The sequence below is a fragment of the Rivularia sp. UHCC 0363 genome (genome assembly GCF_034931125.1).
Taxonomy (GTDB): Bacteria; Cyanobacteriota; Cyanobacteriia; order Cyanobacteriales; family Nostocaceae; genus Rivularia.
Genome location: NZ_JAYGHM010000015.1, coordinates 47,141 through 65,411 on the forward strand (window position 1 = coordinate 47,141; position 18,271 = coordinate 65,411).

Here is an 18,271-nt window from a genome sequence, read left to right on the forward strand (position 1 = left end):
AGCAAGATGTGAATCAGGAAAATCTGCTTATCATAGAGAAACGTGGCATTCGTCAGGAATCACGCATGGCTATCAAGACACTCGATCACAGAAACACGATCAGCATTTCTTCTGGTAAAGAGACTTTATCAGCGCAGCAGTCCGTGGCAGTCGCCAAATGTGCAGAGCTGGCGGCATTAGCCGATCAGCATACTAATGGCAGGGGAGAGGGTTATCATCCAACCGCGATCGCTCCTTTAGTCTTTGTCCGACAAAGCAACTCTTCCATCACTATCCAGGAAGTTAGCGAACCCCTATTCGCCATTGTGGTGCAGGGTCAAAAAAAAGTATCACTCAATGAGGAAACGTTTCAGTATGGGATTGCTCAGTATCTGATTCTTTCGGTGGATATGCCGCTGAGTGCTTGTATGGTAGAAGCAACCCCTGATCAGCCCTATCTCGGCTTAAAGCTGAAGCTAGACCCAGGACAACTCTGTGAGATTATTGCTCAAACAAAGCTGGGTATCAGTCAGAACGAAAGCCCTGTTAGAGGCTGGTGTGTCAGCGATGCCGCGCCATCTTTGATCGATTGCGTTATCCGGTTAACAAAGCTGTTAGATACACCACAGGACATCTCATTTTTAGCACCGTTGATGATTCGCGAAATCTATTACCGTTTGCTCACAGACCAACAAGGTGAAGTGGTGCGTCAGATTGCGACCGCTGGCAGTAGTATGCAGCGCATTGCTGATGTGATTAAACAGATTAAAGCTGATTTTACAAAGTCGCTGCGGGTTGAGGAGCTAGCAGAGCAGGCGAATATGTCGGCTGCATCATTCCATCGTCACTTCAAAGCTGTCACATCCATGAGTCCGCTGCAATATCAAAAGCAATTACGACTGTTAACTGCCCGACAGATGATGCTTGCCGAGGCGATCGATGCCACTCAAGCGGCTTATCGAGTTGGGTATGAGAGTCCGTCGCACTTCAGCCGCGAATATTCCCGCATGTTTGGTGCACCGCCCATTCGAGATATGGAACGGCTACGGATATCCTGAATGCTGTGCATCTTTTGAGAGGATCAGGCAAACATCTGCAAGGTTTGTGTATTCAAACTCCTGATTCGTGCTTATAGGATGAAACTATTCAAATACAACCTTCTCTAGCTGCGGTTCGGCGATTAGATCTTGCTCCTGCAATGTGCTCTATCACGGCGGCTATATTTTGACCGAGAAAGATGGGCCTTTCAACACTAAAGCAACGATGACTCGAATTGCACGAAAATTTCAGGAGATTGAAATGATGCGTTATTTAGGTCAGGTTTTCATTAGCACAGGACTGATTGGGCTGCTAGCTATTCCGGCGATGACACAAGCTCGCACGGAGGAGGCAGGTTTTCAGTCGAATACGGCTGCGTTTGAGCTAAGTAATGACTCGACCGCATTCAATAAGCCGCCTGCCCTCGATCTGTTTCCAGCACTTGTAAATTTGGCTCAGGCAACTCAGCCAAATCGAGCAGACGCACAGAAGACTCAGGCGATCGAACAGCGCAATAAAGAAATTGTCCAGCAGTATTTTGATCGCTGGCAAAATGGAACTGGCAACTTCTTCGACCTGCTTGCTTCAGAAGCAAACTGGACGATTACGGGTACTGGCACAACTGCGGGTACCTATCGCAAGCAAGCGTTAATTGATCAGGTCATTAAGCCAACCAGTGCTCGATTATCGACCCCAATTAGACCAACTGTACGCGGCATCTGGGCAGATGGCGACATGGTCATTGCCCTGTGGGATGGAGAGGCGATCGCTTGGGACGGCAGACCTTATCGGAACACCTACACCTGGTATTTCAGAATGCAGGACGGTAAAGCAGTCGAAGTGATCGCCTTTCTGGATATGCAAGTGTTCAACGACTTATGGACAAGAGTTTCACCGAGAAGCTAGTACGGGTTGCCCTAGTCAACAAACGTACAGGCAGACATCCTAAAAGCAGCCTAACTGCCAATCAGCTTTAATCACCTACAAGGAACAATCACCATGTCAACTGTTGAGAACAAAGTTATTGCGATTACTGGAGCGAGTAGCGGTATTGGTGAAGCAACTGCTAGACTGCTGGCTCATCAGGGTTTACGGGTTATGTTAGGGGCGCGACGCACCGATCGACTCGAAGCGATCGCTGCCGAAATTCGCTCTACAGGTGGCGAAGCAGAATACCGTACCCTTGATGTCACCAACCTCGAAGATATGCAAGCCTTTGTCGATTTTGCCCAAGATAAATTTGGTCGCCTTGATGTTGTGGTGAACAATGCAGGCTTGATGCCGCTCTCCAGGCTAGAGGTGCTGAAGATCGATGAATGGAACCGCATGATTGATGTGAACATTCGCGGTGTACTTCACGGCATTGCTGCTGCGCTACCCCTCTTTAAGCAGCAACGATCGGGGCAGTTTGTTAATCTATCCTCGATCGGCGGGCACAACGTCTATCCAACCGCAGCCGTGTACTGCGCCACTAAGTTTGCAGTTTGGGCGATTTCCGAAGGATTGCGGCAGGAATCGACAAACATCCGGGTTACAGTGATTTCGCCTGGAGTGACGGAAACTGAACTTGCCAGCACGATCACGGATGCTGAAGCGGCGGAATGGGTAGAGGGATTTCGTGAGGCAGTAATTCCAGCAGATGCGATCGCGCGTGCGATTGCCTTTGCGATCGCGCAACCCGCAGAGGTGGATGTGAATGAAATCATTGTTCGACCGATTGGACAAATGAGCTAAATCTCAGAAGTCGAGAAAACGCCTACATTCTTTATCAGTGTGTGTACGAAAGAATACAAAATCTAGAAGCACCACTGTTGATGATTATAGAGGCGCTAAGAGAATTTGGTAGTTGCTGGTATGAGCTAATAGGACAGAGCATCTGGAGATTAAACCAATGGCAATTCTGAAACAATTCGCGATTTTATTTGTATTAGGCAGTGTGGGAATTGTGATGTTCACGATCACGTCTATTCCTTTAGTCGAGCAAAGGTTAGCAAAACTGTCTCCAGAAATACTGGAAAAAGTGCCGCCATTGTGGATTTTAATGCTGCTGCAAGGACTACAGTATTCAACTCTACTAGCAATCAGCATTCTGATCGGAATTGGTTGTGCCTATCGTGTTGGATTAAGCTCCCATTTAATTGATCATTGGGTGTTTCACATCGCTAAATCTCCATCTTTTGCCGTTGAGATGAAGTGGAGCTTGGGTGTGGGTGCAGCAGGGGTGATCGTTGTCTTGTTGCTTGATCGGTTGATGCAACCTGCCCTACCTGAAGCGCTACAGGCAGCCAATAATAAAGAGTCAAGTTGGTTGAATTTGCTCACAGCAATGTTCTATGGCGGCATCACTGAGGAAATTTTGATGCGCTGGGGTTTAATGTCGCTGCTTGTTTGGATCGCATGGAAAGGGCTAAAACAAGGTGTTACGTTGCCAAGTCAAGGGATTTACCAGGGTGCGATCGTTCTAGCCGCGTTGGTATTTGGACTACTACACCTGCCAGCGACTGCTGCGATCGTTCCCCTCACTCCAGTTGTGATTATTCGAGCGTTGTTACTGAACGGGATTGCGGGGACTGCGTTTGGCTGGCTGTTTTGGCAATATTCGCTAGAGGCTGCAATGTTAGCCCATATCAGCTTTCATGCTTTTGCCTTTGTGCTTAACGGTTTACTGGCAAGGTTGGCTTAAGTTTTGGAATAGATATCGTAGGGCTAGCACTGCCCCCTTAAGGAACCACAGCATACTTCAATCAGGAATTTATCATGCAATATCTTTCACAGGACTTAATCCTTCTTGCACTCAATCCCGAAACTGGGAAAACTCGCTTCTCTTTCTACGCGGCGCTCGAATATGGCTTGGTCGGTTCTTTGTTACTAGACTTAATCCTACGAGACAAACTTGAGATCGACAACGACAATCGGGTGATCGGTGCGATCGCAGGCAACACAGGCGATGAATTCTTAGATCAACGCCTCAATGAGGTTCTGGCATCGTCTCGTCCTCAAACTGCAAGGTTCTGGGTGACTCGTTGGAGACGAAGATACAGATGGTTTCAGCCGATTGTGTTGCAGAACTTAGTCAATTTAGGTGTTTTGCAACGACAAGAGCAACGCATTCTGGGTTTATTCCCAACGCGGCGATATTTTCTCACCGATGAATCGATTCAGCGCGAGATTGTCCAGCAAGTTCGTGCAGCCGTGTTAGAAGGCATTGGACTGAATTCTCGCATGGTAGCCTTGATTAGTTTGATGCAAGCCTCTCACCTGACCGATGCGGTGTTCAGACCTGAAGAACGTCCCGAAGCGCGATCGCGAATTAAAGCGATCTCAGCAGGGGAGTTAGTCGGCAAAGCAGTTTCAATGGCAATTTTCATCATTCAAGCAACCACGATTTTGGGCGCAGTCAATGTCAGATGAAATCGTTAGGGATTGTATAGAACAATAGTTTGGACAATTTTTGAAAGCTTTGCTCTCCTCTCAGAATTGTCCGGCGTGTTGGAGCAGAGGAATGCTCAAAATCTAATCAGGAGATTCAAATGATCCTAGTAACTGGCGCAACTGGAAATAACGGTCTGGAAATACTTAAGCGTCTCGCCGAGCAAAACGTTCAAGCTCGTGCGATGGTGCGCGATCGCAATCGAGCCAAGGCAATTGCAAATCTAGGCATCGAAATGGTCGAGGCTGATTTTGATCGCCCTGAAACACTGCCCTCTGCCTTAACAGGGGTCGATCGAGCCTTCCTTGTTACTAACTCAACAGAACGCGCCGAAGCACAGCAACTCGCGTTTGTTGAAGCAGCGAAACAAAGCGGTGTCAAGCACATTGTTAAACTGTCGCAGTTTGCCGCCGATGCTGACTCACCCGTGCGTTTTTTGCGCTACCATGCGGCAGTCGAAGCGGCGATCCAAGCAACCCAGATGGCGTATACGTTTGTGCGCCCCAATCTGTTTATGCAGGGCTTGTTAAACTTCCGATCGTCGATCGTTGAGCAAAACGCCTTGTACGCTGCGATCGGTGATGCGAAGGTGAGCGTAGTAGATGTCCGCGACATTGCTGACGTTGCTGTAGCTGCTCTAACCGAAGCTGGGCATGAAGGAAAGATTTACGATCTCACGGGTTCGCAGGCGCTAACACATACCGAGATGGCAGAATATCTCTCCGCCGTGCTGGGTCGTCAGATTACTTTCGTCGATATTTCATCTGAAGCGATGCGGGATGCGTTGCTCGGTGTTGGCTTCCCGATCTGGCAAGCGGACGGACTCATTGAAGATTACGCCCACTATCGGCGCAATGAAGCAGCAGCGATCGCTTCAGGGATAGCAGATGCGACTGGCAAAGCGCCGCGTCAGTTTAAGGACTTTGCTCGCGATTATGCAACGGCATTTAGCTGACTTCCAAAATTGAACGATCGACAAGTGCAACTTTAGCCCAAGGCAGATTTCTGGAATTGTAAGTTAACGTGCGTGGACTGTTCTTGCAGATGAAACATGAGCTTGAATAAATGATTGCCAATTCTACAGTTTTAAGGTGGTGAATAAAATGATTAAATACAAAGATTTCGCGCCTCGGATTACGGAACGAGGACCCTTCGGCGGAGCTTCCAAATATGAAGTCTTCTCTGAGGTTGTGGATGCTGCAAATCAGTGGATTGAAAGTACAACGATACAGGTGATCAATGTTGAAACCGTTGTTTTACCCGATCGCATCGAAGGTACAAGTGATGGTGTCTACGGAGTGACGACCAGTAATGCTTTCTACCCAGTGATGATCAGTCAAGGTCTTGCAATCAAGTGCTTTCAATGTGTACGTGTCTGGTACAGAGAATAAACTTCATTGGAGAAAGATTGAATTGCATTACTCGCAAACGGTAAACATTCGCGATCAAGTGGAGATATTGCTAACTAGAACTGATCCATCAGGAGGACAATCATGAAACTTCAAACCATTTTCGGATTACTAACAATCGCTACAGGATTGCTCGGAGGTTCATTTACTCATCCAGCGATCGCGCTCAGGCAACAATGAAGGATTCTTGTCGTTCTGCGCCGACGACAATGTAATTAATTTTGTTTACCTACTTGCGATCAGTTAACTCAAGTAGTTACAGTCAACCATTTTTTATCTAGGTTAATGACATGTTCAAAACTGCAAAATCACGACAAGAAGTACTGAAATTCAAGCTGTTTGGATTTCGATTCTCATTTCAAAAGATACCGCTGCACCGCGTAGCCCTTTTCGCGATCGCCCTGCTCTTCACCACCCCTTTCGCCTCCGCCTCCTCGGAGTCCACAACAATGATGCCTATCACCTATCCTGAAACCAAGCGAGTCGATGTCGTTGAGGAACGTTTCGGGCAGACGATTGCTGACCCCTATCGTTGGTTGGAAAATGATGTTCGCAACGACAAGGAAGTCGCTAATTGGGTCGAATCGCAGAACAAAGTTACTAACGCTTATCTCAATACGCTGCCGAGTCGAGATATTTTCAAGGATCGACTCAAGCAGTTGTACAACTTTGAGCAATTTTCGATTCCGGTCAAACAGGGGGGACGGTATTTCTACCTTTATAATTCTGGACTTCAGAACCAACCAGTTCTCCATGTCCGCGACAGCGTAGACGGTGCAGGGCGTGTGCTGATCGATCCGAATCGCTGGTCAAAAGACGGAGCGACTGCACTTGCTGAATGGTCAGCATCCGACGATGGCAAGCGTGTGGCTTATGCGGTGCAGGATGGCGGCAGCGACTGGCGCACGATTCGGGTGCTGGACGTGGACACGGGCAAGGTACTGGAGGATGAGGTGAAATGGGCAAGGTTCACCAACATCGCCTGGATCAAGGACGGATCTGGCTTTTTCTACAGCCGTTACCCTGAACCGAAGCAGGGCGAAACGTTCCAGGCGGGCGTAGCCAACCATGTCGTCTATTTTCATGCGCTCGGCACACCCCAGACGCAGGATCGGCTAGTCTATGCCACTCCAGATCAGCCAACCCTAGTGCATACCGTTGATATCACCGCAGACGGGCGCTATCTCACGATCTATTCCACACCCGTTGCGATCGGCAACAAACTGACTATCGTGGATCTCCAGAGCAACCACTGGAAACCCCGCAAGTTAGTCGATACTCTCGACGATCAATGGAGCGTCGTTGGCAATGTGGGGACGAAGTTTTTCCTCAAAACCACTCAGGATGCGCCACGCTCCAAGGTGGTGACAATGGACATCGCCGCTGCCGACCCAGCGATCGCGGATGTGGTGCCAGAGCAGGATTCGATTATGGGTAATGCGTCGCTGGTCGGCGGACGGTTGCTAGTCGCCTCTCGTGTTGACGTGAAGACGGAAATTCGACGCTACACGCTGGATGGCAAGGCTGATGGTGTGGTGAAGCTGCCGGGTATCGGCACCGCTGGCGGTTTTAAGAGCGACCCGGACGACCAGGAAACTTTCTTCGTCTTCACCAGCTACAACACTCCAAGCATCATCTATCGATACGATGTCGCCAGCAACAGGTTGCGGGTGTGGGCACAACCTAAAGTGGCGATCAATCTCAACCAGATCGCGGTCGAACAGCGGTTCTACAAGTCCAAGGATGGCACCCGTATCCCGATGTTTATTGTTCGGCGTAAGGATGTGACCGCAGCCGCACCAACCCTACTCTATGCCTATGGCGGCTATGGTATCCCCATGCTTCCCGAATTCTTGCCCGCGCCACTGGGGTGGGTCGAACAGGGCGGAGTGTTCGCGATCGCCAATATTCGCGGCGGCTCCGAATATGGCAAGGCATGGCACGAAGCGGGTCGTCGTCAAAACAAGCAGAATGTCTTCGACGACTTTATCGCGGCGGGCGAGTATCTGAAGGCACAGGGAATCACGCTACAAGACGGCTTGGCGATTCAGGGCGGATCGAATGGCGGACTCTTGGTTGGTGCAGTGGTCAATCAGCGACCGGATCTGTTCGCCGCTGCGTTACCCCAGGTTGGTGTGATGGATATGCTTCGCTTCGACCAGTTCACAGGTGGGAAATTATGGTTAGACGAATATGGTTCTCCGTCACAGGAAGCGGATTTCCGTAACCTCTTAAAATACTCGCCTTATCACAACATCCAGTCCGGCAAGACCTATCCCGCGATTCTCGCCACCACCGCCGACACGGACGATCGCGTGGTGCCAGGACACACTTTCAAATATGTCGCCGCACTCCAGGCAGCAGATATCGGCGACAAGCCACACCTTGTCCGCATTGAGACGCGGGCGGGACATGGGGCAGGCAAACCTACCGACAAGATCGTCGAGGAAACGGCGGATATGTGGGCTTTTGCCGCGCACTGGACGGGGCTGGATGTAAAGTAGGCGAACTGAGTTAATTTTTGATTGTTGATGGTGGAATCACAGTAAATCGATCCATAAACAAATCAAATCACGATGCTTGCTTGAAGTGATGGTCAAATCTACAGTTTTAAGGTCAACTCGAAACATGGAGTTCGGGAGCATTATGGAACAAACACTCGAACAGAATAAAACATTCATCCGCAATCACTTTGAAGAGATTGTGAACCGCAAGAATTCTGCCATTGCTTACCAAAACTTCGATTAACGAATACTGTGGACAAGAACCAACAGAAAAATTTAAGCCAAGGTGGGAAAGAACAGGATAATGATTCATTTATCACAGAAGTTCAGCTTCCTGTTGTCCAAATTTAAAGAAGACTATAATTAATCAAAACCGGGTTTACCTAATCGATAAATCCGGTTTTTTTATCTATTGAATTACAGACAACTGAAGTTTCTGTTAAAAGATGTTAAATTCAAAGTAATTAAAGCAAAAGGGATTGGGTAAGTCCCAATCCCGAAAAGCAGGTTAACCGCTACTTATTTGTGTTAACCCATGCAGCTTTGGGAACGCACAGAAAATTTCTATTGTAATACCAACTTGACGTTAGCATTTTGCAAACCGCGCTGCTTAACTTCAGTCAAAGTCTTGTTAACAGCGTACTTTTGATTGATGGAGTTGATTAGCTCGGTCTGGTTGTGCTTCTTAGCAACGCCCCATAAGTCGGCAATCAAGTCGAAGGAACCGTCGCTGTTGCGAGACCAGCCTAAATCATATTCGCCTTCTAAAACTGCAACGATGTCAGAACGAACGCGCTGACCGTTATAACCACGAACATCAGCTTCAGACTTAACGGTGATACCTAGGTCGCTTAAAGAAGCTTTAAGAATTTCAGCGTCGGTGATTTTGGTACGTAGAGTGCTAAAATGAGACATTTGGGTTTCCTCCAAAAAGAAGATTGAGATTTAAGACAACGGTTTTTTAGGCTAAGCCGCGTTTATAATTACGCGGTTTTTTTATTTACTAGCTTTGGGTTCGCTAGTCTTTGCTCCTGCGTTAACAGGAGAAAGCTTTTTAAAACTCCATTCGCTGATATTCAGCTACGGAGGCTGCGGCTGGACGCGCTCTTTGTCTGGCCCAGTCTCTTAGCGCGGTTACTTGCTCTTGCATCGTTCGAGACAGCGGTAACGTGGCTTTGAGTGCAGCAATAATATCTAGCTGGGTGAACTCGCGATCTTGGGCAAAAGCTTCGTACATTGCCGCTACAATCGCTTGTTCAATTTCCGCCCCAGAAAAGCCATCAGACATCTTTGAAAGTTGTTCCAGATCGAATCTGGAGATGTCTTTACGGCGCTTATTTAAGTGGATCGTATAAATATCTTGCCGTTCCTGAGATGTAGGCAGATCCACAAAGAAAATTTCATCAAATCGACCTTTCCTTAAGAACTCTCCTGGCAAGCGTTCAACCCGGTTGGCTGTTGCCATCACAAACACGGGCGACTTTTTCTCTTGCATCCAAGTTAGGAAAGATCCAAATATTCGGCTGGATGTTCCTCCGTCAGAATCACCAGAACCGGAACTACCAGCAAATGATTTATCTAACTCATCAATAAATAATATTGCCGGAGAAATAGATTCTGCTGTCTTTAGGGCATTTCGCAAATTAGCTTCACTTCGTCCTACCATCGAGCCATCATAAACTCGACCCATATCCAAGCGTAACAGCGGTAGTCCCCATAATCTGGAAGTGGTTTTTGCAATCAAAGACTTTCCACAGCCTGGAACTCCCAGAATCAACATCCCTTTCGGTTGCGGCAACCCATATTCCCTTGCTTTCTCCGTAAAGGCATCAGAACGCTGCGTTAGCCACTTCTTCAACTCTTCCAAACCACCCACAGCATCTATAGTTTCATCTTCTTCAATGTAATCTAATATACCATTGCGTCGGATTAGCTGCTTCTTCTCAGATAAAACTATATCTACTTCTTGTTCGGTTAAACGCTTCGCCGTCACTTGAGCTTTACGGTATACTTTCTCCGCTTCATCTCTAGTTAATCCTAGAGCCGCTCTGAGTAACTTTTCCCGTGCTTCAGTTGTTAATCGTCGCGCACCTTGTTGACCTAGATGACTATCTAATACTTTATTTAGGTCGGACATATCTGGCAGTGGGAAGTCAAGCACTACAACTTCCTTTTCCAACTCGATGGGAACCTGCTGCATCGGCGACATCAAAATTATATTCTTTTGAGTGCCTTTGAAACTAGCGATCGCATCTCTTAATGACCTCGTTGTTGCAGGCGCTTCTATAAAAGGATGTAAATCCTTCAAGATAAACATACCTGGCTCTTTTTGCCGAATTATCCACTCAATTGCAGCTTCGGGCGAGACCGTATTATGTTGAGTTGTACTCCGGGCTTGACCATACTCAACTATACCGTGAGTTACTGTCCATACGTACAATCGACGCTGCGGCTTTGCAGATTGAGCGATGGAATTAATTGCTTGCTCTGCCCGCTCTTCCTCGGAGGTCACAAGGTAGATTAAGGGATATTGAGCTTGAATTAGTATGTTGAGCTCTTCTTTCATATAATCAACCTACTTGAGACCTAAAGACACTACAGACATCGTTATCGTTATGGTAAAGACAGAATTATGAATAATTGATTCATAATTCCAATTCGCTAACAAGGAACCAATTCGGACGAATCTTTTTGATTAACTTCTTGTTGCTCGATCTCATCTATGGAAACATCTTTACCGATCATTCCTGGTTGATTACCTAGGGCAACCAATTCCCCTTCCCGCAATAAAAGTGAACTTTCGCAATTGGGACACGAATAGACCCTGTGAGTTCTTCCACGAGAACCTTCGACTTCATCGACCAACTCTGAATTTGATAGATAAAAAACGAGGGCGCGTTCGGCAAGCTCTGACATTGGTTCGCTTTCAACTGCTGAACGTATTTTCAAACTTTTATGCAGTTCTGGGGATAGATACAAAGTAACTTTTTGCTTAGCTTGCATATAACTCTTTCACGTTCTTACCCGGGTATGTATCTCACGATATCGGCTTGCTTATTTGTTGTCAAGATGGCAAAGCGTTTTGACGGCATTTTTGTAACACTTCTTTACAATAAGGGCTGAAACCACTATTAGTGAGACTGTATTGAACGGAACTAGCCAAGTCCATCACGCCCGGTAGCGAAGTTGAAGAGAAAAAGTTAAAAATTATTTATATTGAATTTTGTCGGTTCAAAGGGGTTGTGTTTCCTCAAATTCATGTTTTATTGATCGAAAAACTTCAACTTAGTATCTTGATAATGGTTGAGAAGGGACATAAACCTGATAGATTTAGCTATCAGCGAGTATAAACTGGTGAAAATGAAAGTCCTGGTAATTGGTGGCGATGGCTATTGCGGTTGGGCAACCGCGCTTTACCTTTCAAATCGTGGTTACGAAGTTGGAATTTTAGATAACTTAGTGCGACGGCACTGGGATAACGAATTAGGCGTACAAACCCTAACGCCGATTACACCCATTGGGCAGCGTATAGAGCGCTGGAAGGATTTGACTGGTAAATCCATCCAATTGTTTATCGGCGATATTACAAACTACGAATTTCTTCAAAAAGCTTTACATCAATTTGAGCCGGAAGCCATAGTACATTTTGGCGAACAACGTTCGGCTCCTTTTTCGATGATTGACCGCGAACACGCTGTTTTAACGCAAGTAAACAACGTGGTTGGCACATTGAACATCCTTTATGCCATGCGTGAAGATTTTCCCGACTGTCATTTAGTGAAGTTAGGGACAATGGGTGAATATGGTACGCCTAACATCGATATCGAAGAAGGTTATATCACCATCGAACATAACGGACGTAAAGACACTTTACCCTATCCCAAACAACCCGGTAGTTTCTACCACTTGAGCAAGGTTCATGACAGCCATAACATCCATTTTGCTTGTCGAATTTGGGGGTTACGAGCTACTGACTTGAACCAAGGGGTAGTTTACGGTGTCTTGACCGAAGAAACGGGTATGGACGAAATGTTGATCAACCGTCTTGACTACGATGGTGTATTCGGTACGGCATTAAACCGTTTTTGCATTCAAGCTGCTATTGGTCATCCCCTTACGGTTTACGGTAAAGGTGGTCAAACCAGAGGCTTCCTGGATATCCGAGACACTGTTAGGTGTGTTGAGTTAGCGATCGCCAATCCAGCCCAATCTGGCGAATTCCGTGTATTTAATCAATTCACTGAACTTTTCAGCATCAGCGACTTAGCAATGATGGTGAAAAAAGCTGGTAATGCCATAGGGTTGAATGTAGATATCAATCATTTAGAAAACCCCAGGGTGGAGTTAGAGCAGCATTACTTTAACGCTAAAAATACGAAACTTCTAGATTTGGGTTTACAGCCCCATATGCTTTCCGATTCTTTGTTAGATTCCTTATTGAACTTTGCCGTTAAGTATCAGGAAAGAGTTGATAACAAACAAATTTTGCCAAAAGTTTCTTGGCATAGAAAGTAGAGGGACAATCGATTTTGGATTTTGGATTTACGATTTTGGATTGACCCCATGCATGAATGCAGGGGGCTTGAAACCTTTTTTTGAGATTTTTTCTTTAATCCAAAATCTAAAATCTAAAATCTAAAATTGGATTGATCCCATGCATGAATGCTTTCTTCTTAAAACAAGTACTGATTTGTTTTTTCTGAGCTAAAGAGATTTGCTCTTTAATCCAAAATCTAAAATCCAAAATTGTTTGGTAACAATTATCCGCTCAAAGTACTGTATCTAATAATGAGAATTGCCTTATTTACCGAAACATTTTTGCCAAAAGTTGACGGTATCGTCACACGTCTTCGTCATACCGTTGAACATTTGCAACGTAACGGCGACCAAGTATTAGTAATTTGCCCAGATGGCGGCATCACAGAATACAAGGGAGCTAAAATCTATGGAATTTCCGGCTTTCCTTTACCAATGTATCCGGAGTTAACATTAGCATTACCTCGTCCGGCGATTGGTGATACTTTGGAAGAATTTAAACCAGATATTATTCATGTAGTTAACCCAGCAGTCCTAGGTCTAGCTGGGATTATTCATAGTAAAATAAATAACATTCCCCTGGTGGCTTCCTATCATACTCACTTACCGCAATACCTGCAACATTATGGTTTAGGGATGTTGGAAGGATTACTTTGGGAATTACTTAAAGCAGGTCACAATCAAGCTGCTTTGAATTTATGCACTTCCACCGCGATGATTGAAGAATTGACCTCCCACGGTATAGAACGTGTAGATTTATGGCAAAGAGGAGTCGATACAGAATTATTTCATCCTAGTTTGGCAAGTGACGAAATGCGTCAGCGGCTGTCGCAAAATCATCCGTCCAGTCCTTTACTGCTTTATGTGGGACGTTTGTCTGCTGAGAAGGAAATTGAGCGCATTAAGTCAATTTTAGAAGGTATCCCCGAAGCTCGATTGGCATTAGTGGGAGATGGACCCCATCGTGAAGCCTTAGAAAAACATTTTGCCCAAACGAATACTTATTTTGTCGGTTATCTTACCGGCACAGATTTATCTTCAGCCTTTGCTAGCGCTGATGCTTTCGTTTTTCCATCTCGTACCGAAACTTTAGGATTAGTCCTATTAGAAGCAATGGCTGCTGGATGTCCCGTAGTTGCAGCACGTTCGGGAGGAATTCCCGATATTGTCACAGATGGAGTTAACGGATATCTTTTCGAGCCAACATCTGATGATGCAAGCGCGATCGCAGCAACACTTCGGCTTTTAGAAAAGACACAAGAGCGAGAAGTTATCCGTCAAAATGCTCGTCAAGAAGCAGAACGCTGGGGATGGTCTGCTGCAACTCGTCAGCTACAAACTTATTATGAAAAAGTAGTATATTCGCAAATGCCAAAAGCAGCATAATTCTAATTGATTTTAATCGCTTGAGGGCGGGCAATTAAAATAATTCGTAATTCGTAATTAAGTGTTGCAACGGGGATGACTAGTTCCCAGTCTCCGACTGGGAACTCCTGTGTGTGAGGCTCCGCCTCAAGTATATTAAGAGGCAGAGCCTAGGCTGTTGACTCTGTAGTTTTTTTGGGCTAAAAGTTCATACAGCTTTTCTGTTGGCTTTTCACGGTCGGCAGAGCCGACTGTCATCGGTTCCCAGGCTCAGCCTGGGAACCAGTTAAAATAATTCGTAATTCGTAATTAAGTGTTGCAACGGGGATGACTAGTTCCCAGTCTCCGACCGGGAACTCCTGTGTGTGAGGCTCCGCCTCAAGTATATTAAGAGGCAGAGCCTAGTACCGTTCGGCGTAAATAAGCCTACTATTTGCAAAGGCTGTAAATGCTAGTTCTTTCAAGGTTGTTAATGGTGGGTTTATTTCCGCCATGCTGTACTAGTGTGTGACCCGATGAAAAAAACCGAACATAGCAATAAGTGTTCTCAGTTATTAATATATATGTATCAATATCTAAATAGATAAACAAGACTTACTTAGATGAATTACCCAACAATCATCTGCATTCATTTACAGTTATAAATTGCGGAAATTAGATTATGATTTGGATGTAAGTATAAAATTGCACCCATCATCTAAATCGATAATCTTAAATTTAAAATTCCCATGACACTCTTGAATCCTGGTAGCGTACTAGCGACGTTAACTGAACTTACTCAAGTTAATCGTACCCACGCTCTATTGCGGCGTGTCAAAGACCTTTCTGTAAATGAATTTGTTTGCTTGTTGGACTTCATTACTGCGGAGTTCCAACAGTTTATCAGAGCAATAGAACTGATAAATAATGAAGCTTTAGAAACAATGCTAGAGAAAGTTCTTGAGGCAATTACGCTGAAAATCGGTCAAATTCTGCAAGCAGAACATACGACTATTTTCTTGGTTGACTATGATAAAGGTCAACTATGGTCAAAAGTGCCGCAAGATAATATTCACAAGTTATTAGAAATTCGGACTCCGATCAATGTGGGAATTCCCGGTCATGTCGCAAGTACGGGACAATATTTGAATATTGCCGAAACTACTACTCATCCTTTATTTAGCCCGGAATTAGAAAAGCAATTGGGCTATAAAATTCGTAATATTTTATGTATGCCGGTTTTAAGCAGCAAAAATCAAATTGTTGCAGTAGTACAATTAGCAAATAAAGCAGGAGAAATTCCTTTCGATAGCGAAGATGAAACCTGTTTTCGGGAATTTGCTGCAAGTATTGGCATTATCCTAGAGAGCTGTCAGTCTTTTTATGTTGCAGCACGCAATCAAAGAGGAGCAACGGCTCTATTACGAGCGACTCAAACACTCGGTCAAAGTTTAGATTTAGAAGTGACCTTGCAAATAGTCATGGAACAAGCCCGAATTTTAATGCAAGCAGACCGCAGTACGCTATTTTTGTATCGTAAAGAAATGGGTGAACTGTGGACAAAAGTTGCGGCTGCTGATGGTAAAACCATGATGGAGATAAGTATTCCCGGAAATCGTGGAATTGTGGGTTATGTTGCTTCCAGAGGAGAAACACTGAATATTCCCGACGCTTATAAAGATCCTCGTTTCGACCCAACTACAGATAGAAAAACTGGTTATTTTACTCGTAATATTTTATGTATGCCGGTGTTTAATTCAGCTAATGAATTAATTGGCGTTACACAGTTAATTAATAAGCAACAAGGTAGTTTTACTTCATCAGATGAAGAATTTATGCGGGCTTTCAATATTCAGGCAGGAATTGCTTTAGAAAATGCCCGTTTATTTGAAAGTGTGTTGTTAGAAAAACAATATCAAAAAGACATTCTTCAAAGTTTATCAGATGCTGTCATCTCCACAGATATGGAAGGTAGAATAGTCACTATTAATGATGCAGCATTAGAACTTTTAGGTTGTCCCTTGAGTGGAGATGCAACTATTAGAAATAGCAAGCTTCTGTGGGAAAATAATTTAGTTGGTCGGCTATTGTGGGAAGTTATCCCAATTGAAAATTTACAAACCCGATTGGAAGATAGCTTGAAGACTGGTGCGAGACATTACGTCCCCGAACAAAGTTTGGTGGTCGGACTGTATTATTTACCGGGTGAGTCGGAAGAATCGGAAGAATATATACTGGCATTGCCAAGTTCCACTAACCCAGAGATTTTTATTCCTTGGAATCATCCCCTGACTCCTCAATCTCAATTTGTGGATTCTTCTCAAGTTGAGCCAATAGAGCGAAGCACTAATCTGACAGTTAATCCCCTAACGAATCCAGAAGGTGGAGTGCGTGGTGGATTGGTGGTTTTGGAAGATATTAGTCAGGAAAAACGTCTCAAAACCACTATGTACCGCTATTTAACTCCTCACGTAGCAGAGCAAGTTATGGCGTTAGGCGAAGATGGTTTAATGGTAGGTGAGCGTAAAGAAGTCACCATTTTATTTTCCGATATTCGAGGCTACACAACGCTTACAGAAAATCTCGGTGCTGCTGAGGTGGTATCGCTGCTCAACCAATATTTTGAAACGATGGTGGAAGCAGTTTTCAACTACGAAGGTACCTTAGATAAGTTTATTGGGGATGCTGTGATGGCGGTATTTGGTGCGCCGCTACCACTAACAGAAAATCATGCTTTCCGAGCAGTACAATCGGCTTTAGATATGCGACATCGGCTTAAAGAGTTTAACGAACGGCGGATTGTTCAAGAACAGCCACAAATCAAGATTGGAATTGGAATTAGTTCTGGGGAAGTAGTTTCAGGAAATATTGGTTCTCGCAAGCGCATGGACTATACCGTGATTGGAGATGGAGTCAACCTGAGTTCCCGTTTGGAAGGAACTACCAAGCAGTACGGTTGCGACATTATCTTGAGCGAATTTACCTATCAACTGTGTAGCGATCGCATTATTGCCCGCGAACTTGATAAAATTCGAGTCAAAGGTAAACACGAAGCGGTAAAAATCTATGAATTAATCGGCGATCGCTCTACTTGTTTGGATGCTAATACCCAAGAATTTTTGTCCCATTATCATGCAGGACGCGCCGCTTATTCAACCCGCAATTTCCCGCAAGCGCTGATTTGCTTTGAAGCAGCAAAAAAGATTCGACCGACGGATACTGCTGTTAATATTCACATCCAACGCTGCAATAAATATCTAAGTCAGCCTCCAGAGCAATCTTGGACTGGAGTTTGGACGATGGTTGATAAGTAATCAATCAATTTGCAATTACCAATTACTGTGTGTTCCCATTTCCTTCTGAAGGGTCTTGACCAATCCCCAAATTATGTTTTGAATGCTTCAATTCTTTCCACAAAGCTTTGATTTCTTCATAAGCTTTTATAGAGGTTATTTTTCCCCCAGTTTCCAGATTACAAATCAAACTTACTCTTTGAGCAAACTCTTGCAAATTAGCATTAAATACTAAATTTTCTGGCTTTACCTCACCGTAGTAGCGACTGCGGGGGTAAAGGAAATCATCTTTTTCCATTTTTTTTCAGTGTTTTAGGGAGTAGGAAGTAGGGAGTAGGGAATAAAAAGCGTACTTGCCGATTTTTTCCATACTTAAATACTACTCCCAAAGCGCTCTCTCTTGAAAAGTTGCTCATTTTAGAGACCAAAAAGACCCCACTTTTCGCTTTATTTCTTTTCTCTGAGTCCTCGGAGTCTAGTACATGAAGGCAGAGGGCTTTTATAGGTAATGTGAATATCCCCAGCGTAGTAGTATTCCACCACATTAATTTTGATGGGTAAATATATTCGTAGTGCGTGTGCGTAAGCGCAGACTCACGTTAACGAAGTTTGCCCGAAGGGTAGTGTGCGCGTTCACCGCAAGGTGTTCCCGCAGGGAAGCGCACACTTCGTGAACGCTCGTTACAACCAACGAGCTAAAAGCAACCAGCGAGCAAGATGCTCGCACTACCCAAACCT

15 protein-coding genes are annotated in these 18,271 nt (G+C 45.0%); 11 read left to right on the plus strand and 4 right to left on the minus strand.

The features are described 5' to 3' along the window. The first annotated feature begins 8 nt into the window (after positions 1 to 8). From VB797_RS10815 to VB797_RS10850, 8 genes are all read left to right on the plus strand, one after another. Entirely contained in the window at positions 9 to 1,037 is a 1,029-nt protein-coding gene (locus VB797_RS10815; protein WP_323237680.1) for an AraC family transcriptional regulator, read from the plus strand. A 166-nt stretch (positions 1,038 to 1,203) separates the two neighbouring features. Continuing rightward, positions 1,204 to 1,923, plus strand: a complete 720-nt coding sequence (locus tag VB797_RS10820) for a nuclear transport factor 2 family protein (RefSeq protein ID WP_323237681.1) — start codon at positions 1,204 to 1,206, stop codon at positions 1,921 to 1,923. Positions 1,924 to 2,016: 93 nt separating this feature from the next. Next, the gene (locus tag VB797_RS10825) at positions 2,017 to 2,751 is read left to right on the plus strand and encodes an SDR family oxidoreductase (protein WP_323237682.1); all 735 of its coding nucleotides are present in this window, start codon (positions 2,017 to 2,019) and stop codon (positions 2,749 to 2,751) included. 214 nt (positions 2,752 to 2,965) lie between these two features. Continuing rightward, a complete protein-coding gene (locus VB797_RS10830) occupies positions 2,966 to 3,700 on the plus strand; it encodes a CPBP family intramembrane glutamic endopeptidase (RefSeq protein WP_323237683.1) in 735 nt (244 codons plus the stop codon). A gap of 74 nt (positions 3,701 to 3,774) precedes the next feature. After that, a complete protein-coding gene (locus VB797_RS10835; RefSeq protein ID WP_323237684.1) occupies positions 3,775 to 4,428 on the plus strand; it encodes a GOLPH3/VPS74 family protein in 654 nt (217 codons plus the stop codon). A gap of 119 nt (positions 4,429 to 4,547) precedes the next feature. Continuing rightward, entirely contained in the window at positions 4,548 to 5,402 is an 855-nt protein-coding gene (locus tag VB797_RS10840) for an SDR family oxidoreductase (RefSeq protein ID WP_323237685.1), read from the plus strand. A gap of 148 nt (positions 5,403 to 5,550) precedes the next feature. Next, complete coding sequence (locus tag VB797_RS10845) at positions 5,551 to 5,838, plus strand: hypothetical protein (protein ID WP_323237686.1); 288 nt, start codon at positions 5,551 to 5,553, stop codon at positions 5,836 to 5,838. Positions 5,839 to 6,146: 308 nt separating this feature from the next. Next, on the plus strand, positions 6,147 to 8,360 hold the full coding sequence (locus tag VB797_RS10850) for a prolyl oligopeptidase family serine peptidase (protein ID WP_323237687.1): 2,214 nt from the start codon (positions 6,147 to 6,149) through the stop codon (positions 8,358 to 8,360). Between the two features lie 564 nt (positions 8,361 to 8,924). Here the strand turns inward: VB797_RS10850 and VB797_RS10855 are convergent. The 3 genes from VB797_RS10855 to VB797_RS10865 all read right to left on the minus strand — a co-directional run bounded on the left by VB797_RS10855 (position 8,925) and on the right by VB797_RS10865 (position 11,363). Beyond that, positions 8,925 to 9,275 (minus strand): DUF1257 domain-containing protein, encoded by a 351-nt coding sequence (locus VB797_RS10855; protein ID WP_323237688.1) that lies wholly within the window; start codon positions 9,273 to 9,275, stop codon positions 8,925 to 8,927. Between the two features lie 139 nt (positions 9,276 to 9,414). Continuing rightward, a complete protein-coding gene (locus VB797_RS10860) occupies positions 9,415 to 10,926 on the minus strand; it encodes an AAA family ATPase (RefSeq protein WP_323237689.1) in 1,512 nt (503 codons plus the stop codon). Positions 10,927 to 11,021: 95 nt separating this feature from the next. Continuing rightward, the gene (locus tag VB797_RS10865; RefSeq protein WP_323237690.1) at positions 11,022 to 11,363 is read right to left on the minus strand and encodes a hypothetical protein; all 342 of its coding nucleotides are present in this window, start codon (positions 11,361 to 11,363) and stop codon (positions 11,022 to 11,024) included. Positions 11,364 to 11,720: 357 nt separating this feature from the next. Between VB797_RS10865 and VB797_RS10870 the strand changes: the two genes are divergently transcribed. From VB797_RS10870 to VB797_RS10880, 3 genes are all read left to right on the plus strand, one after another. Continuing rightward, positions 11,721 to 12,875: an NAD-dependent epimerase/dehydratase family protein gene (locus tag VB797_RS10870; RefSeq protein WP_323237691.1), complete on the plus strand. Its 1,155-nt coding sequence runs from the start codon at positions 11,721 to 11,723 to the stop codon at positions 12,873 to 12,875. 273 nt (positions 12,876 to 13,148) lie between these two features. Next, on the plus strand, positions 13,149 to 14,282 hold the full coding sequence (locus VB797_RS10875; protein WP_323237692.1) for a glycosyltransferase family 1 protein: 1,134 nt from the start codon (positions 13,149 to 13,151) through the stop codon (positions 14,280 to 14,282). A 707-nt stretch (positions 14,283 to 14,989) separates the two neighbouring features. Beyond that, positions 14,990 to 17,554: a GAF domain-containing protein gene (locus tag VB797_RS10880; RefSeq protein ID WP_323237693.1), complete on the plus strand. Its 2,565-nt coding sequence runs from the start codon at positions 14,990 to 14,992 to the stop codon at positions 17,552 to 17,554. Positions 17,555 to 17,576: 22 nt separating this feature from the next. Here VB797_RS10880 and VB797_RS10885 read toward each other — a convergent pair whose 3' ends face one another. Further along, positions 17,577 to 17,831, minus strand: a complete 255-nt coding sequence (locus VB797_RS10885) for a hypothetical protein (RefSeq protein ID WP_323237694.1) — start codon at positions 17,829 to 17,831, stop codon at positions 17,577 to 17,579. Positions 17,832 to 18,271 lie beyond the last annotated feature (440 nt).